Origin of the sequence: Klebsiella sp. HMSC25G12 (assembly GCF_001807705.1) — a bacterium.
Lineage (GTDB): Bacteria > Pseudomonadota > Gammaproteobacteria > Enterobacterales > Enterobacteriaceae > Klebsiella > Klebsiella variicola.
The window spans coordinates 43,058-46,665 of record NZ_KV789912.1; the positions used below are offsets into that span (position 1 = coordinate 43,058).

General features: G+C 56.0%; 2 protein-coding genes. Both read right to left on the reverse strand.

Annotation, left to right across the window (positions count from 1 at the left end):
* Positions 1–439 precede the first annotated feature (439 nt).
* Positions 440–1,819, reverse strand: a complete 1,380-nt coding sequence (locus HMPREF3096_RS22310) for a family 4 glycosyl hydrolase (protein WP_032731499.1) — start codon at positions 1,817–1,819, stop codon at positions 440–442.
* Positions 1,820–1,831: 12 nt separating this feature from the next.
* Positions 1,832–3,391: a PTS transporter subunit EIIC gene (locus HMPREF3096_RS22315; protein ID WP_070544611.1), complete on the reverse strand. Its 1,560-nt coding sequence runs from the start codon at positions 3,389–3,391 to the stop codon at positions 1,832–1,834.
* Positions 3,392–3,608 lie beyond the last annotated feature (217 nt).

A 3,608-nucleotide genomic window follows, 5' to 3' on the forward strand; every position in this document is an offset into this window, starting at 1 on the left:
CGGCTGGCGCCTTATCCGGGCTACCGGGTGATACGGCAATTTTGCCGGGTGTCGGCTTACGCCTGACCCGGCCTACATCAAATACAAACCGCTCCGTTTGTAGCCCCGCTAAGCGCGGCGCGAGCGGAGGAACTCCCGGATGGCGGCTGGCGCCTTATCCGGGCTACCGGGTGAGACGGCTATTTTGCCGGGTGGCGGCTTACGCCTGACCCGGCCTACATCAAACACAAACCGCTCCGTTCGTAGCCCCGCTAAGCGCGGTGCGGGCGGGGGGAGCTCCCGGATGGCGGCTGGCGCCTTATCCGGGCTACCGGGTGATGCGGCAATTTTGCCGGGAGGCGGCTTACGCCTGACCCGGCCTACATAAAACACAAACCGCTCCGTTCGTAGCCCCGCTAAGCGCAGCGCGAGCGGGGGGGAATCCCATCGGCAATGCGGGTTACTGCCAGGCGGCGAATTGCTCATCGTCGAGATAGGCTTCGACCAGGGTTTTCGCCAGCGAATAGGAACCGATCAGCGGGTGCGCCATCAGCGCCCGCACCGCCAGCGATTTATCCTGCTGCAGGATTGCCGCCACCGCCAGCCGCTCATACTCCTTCACGCAGGAAATCATATTCTTCTGCGCCGTCGGCACCTTCACCGGCGTCACCGGCTTGAGGCCATCCCGGCTCAGGTCGCAGCTGATCTCGATCACGTCGTCAGGGCGCAAAAAGTCGAGCGTGTCGTGATTCTGGATCGATACCACGATACGCTTGGTGGTGGTGCTGTTCACCGCTTCCAGGATATCCAGCGCCACCCCGGCATAGCCGCCGGTGTCCGGCTCTTCGATAAACTGGCGCAGCGTCAGCGGTTCGCGGGTGTGGAATTTTTCCTGCTGCGACTCATTCTGCATATAGCTGTTTTCCCGGCGCAGGTAATGCTGCATCCAGATGGTGAAAGCGGCTTCCGGTTGCGTTCTGGCATCCACAGTGCGCAGCGCTTCGCGCATCTCCTGATTGATACGGGCGATCTGCTCTCCGCGCGTCTCGCCGGCTTCCTGAATCGCCTTCAGCGCCACCTCTCGATAGTAGTAATAATAGAGATATTCATTGAGGAGCTGATTATCGCAAAGCCGCACCAGCTCCGGGGAGAAGTACTGCATCGCCGTCTTCTGGTACAGTTCCGGGCTGGCGATCAGCCGTTCGGTTACCTCTTCCCCGCGTACGGTGAAGTGGGTAAACCATGAGAAATGGTTCAGCCCATAGCATTCCACGCTGAGGTCGCGTTCTTCACAACCAAGGATCGCCGGCAGTTCACGAATCAGCTCGGAGGGAGCATCGCAGATCCCATAGACCCGGCGCTTAAAACCGGACTTGATGATCGCTTCCGTCACCAGGCCTGACGGGTTGGTAAAGTTAAACAGAATGGCGTCTTCGGCGGCATGTTCTTCGATCAGCCGGCAATAGCGAAGGATCGCCGGGATCGAACGCATGGCCATCGCGAAACCGCCGGCGCCGGTGGTCTCCTGGCCGAGGGTGTTATGCTGAAGCGCAATGCGTTCGTCGCGAATACGGCTTTCGTCACCGCCAACCCGCAGGGTGGTAATGATATAGTTGGCATCCTGCAGCGCTGCGATCGGGTCGGTAGTGGTACTAAACTGAATATCCGGGCGAATAGTATTAAATACATAGCGGGCAATTTCGCCAAATATCGCCAGATTATCAGCAGAGTTATCGAGAAAAACCACTTCTGTTAAACCAATGCGGTGAGCGTTATAGGCCAGAGATTTCGCTAAAAATGCAGAGCGAACGCCGCCCCCGCCTAATACGGTTAATTTCATACAAACTCCTCATTAATTTTCTGCTAACCAGTTATCAACCCGGGAACGTACCTGTCCCACTTTGACGCCATAAATAACCTGAACTTCATTACGATTTCGTACGAGGCCGTTGGCGCCGGTATTTTTTAATTGCGCGTCATCAACCCGCGCCATATCGCGCACGGCCACGCGCAGACGAGTAAAACAATTATCGACGGAGAGAATATTCTCCTTGCCCCCGAGGCCGCGGATAATGTCATCGGTGACCGACTGCGGTTGCGAGACTTTCTGGCGGTACTCTGCTTTGCTGTAAAGCTTCACGTTCTCGTCATCTTCCCGGCCCGGCGTTTTCAGATTCAGCTTCACCACCAGGGTGCGGAAAATCACGTAGTAAACGGCGAACTGGCCGATACCAATAAGGACATAGCCCGGCCAGCGCGTTAAGGAGACCGGCAGCGGCAGGTTATAGATCAGAAACTCGATCAGGCCCGATGCTCCCCAGGGACGTACGGTGAAAATGTCGCAAATGGCCTGCGAGGCGGCGGTTAACGTCGCGTGGATCACCCACAGCAGCGGCGAGACAAACAAGAAGGTGAACTCGATCGGTTCGGTGATACCGGTCAGCATCGAGGTGATGATCGCCGGCAGCAGGATCGCCTTCGCCATCACTTTCTTCTCCGGTTTCGCGGTGTGGTAGAACGCCAGCGAGGCGCCTGCCAGGCCAAAGATAGTGGTCATCCCTTGCTGCGAAAAACGTAATGCGTCGTTCATGACCGGCGTCAGGTCGGGGTGGCGCATATAGGCGAGGAAAATGGCCTGGGTCCCGGAGACCACCTGACCGTCCACGTGCAGGGTGCCGCCAATCTGGGTGAGCTGGAAGGGGGACCAGACGAAATGGTGCAGGCCGGTGGGGATAAGGAATTTTTCAAAGAAACCATAGACGAAGACCCCGGCGACCCCGGCATTTTTCATAAAACCGGTGAGGGCGGAGATGCCGTGGGTCATAAAGGGCCAAATCCAGGTAAAGGCGATGGCGTAGAAGATAACCACCGGCGTCATCGCCACCAGCGTCAGCTTGGCGCCGCCGTACATCGACAGCGCGCCAGGCAGCTCAATGGCAGAGACTTTATTGTGCACCCACGCAATCGTGCAGCCGAGAATAATGCCCAGGAAAACGCCCATATCCACCACCACAAAGCCCAGCAGCTGGGTTTGCCCGGTGCCATAATATTCACCGTTAATTTTTTCGGCGAGTCCGTGGGTGTGTTCCAGCCAGGAGTGGTTGGCGCCAAGGAACATAATGAAGCACATCACTGCAACCAGCGCGACTTCGGTTTTTTTATCCTTTGCCAGGCCATAGCTAATGCCGACGCAAAATAATAAGCCGAGGTTGCCAAATAAAGGCCAAAAAGTGTCGCCGAGCATTTGCCCAAGCTGATGTAAGAAACTGGTTTCAGCAATTAATGTCGGATTAGTTAATACTGAACTGAGGGCCAGAATTAAGCCAATGACCGGCAAGAACAATACGGCGCCGATCATGGCCCGGGAGAATTTTTGCATATTCTCCAGAATACGCTGACGTATTTCAGGCATGATTGATCCTTTTATATTTTTGTAGGTACAGGGAGCGGTTTTTTATCGACTTCCAGTAATTTGGTTATAGCAATTCTGATATTTGAAAGGAACCTGTTGCGCTAAATAGGTACAGATAGCCGCGTATTGCACACAGGTTTCAGGACTCGCACCCTAACCCCCTCCCTGAAAGGGAGAGGGAGTGGCCAGAGCGGAGTTTGCCGGAAAGCATGCCCTC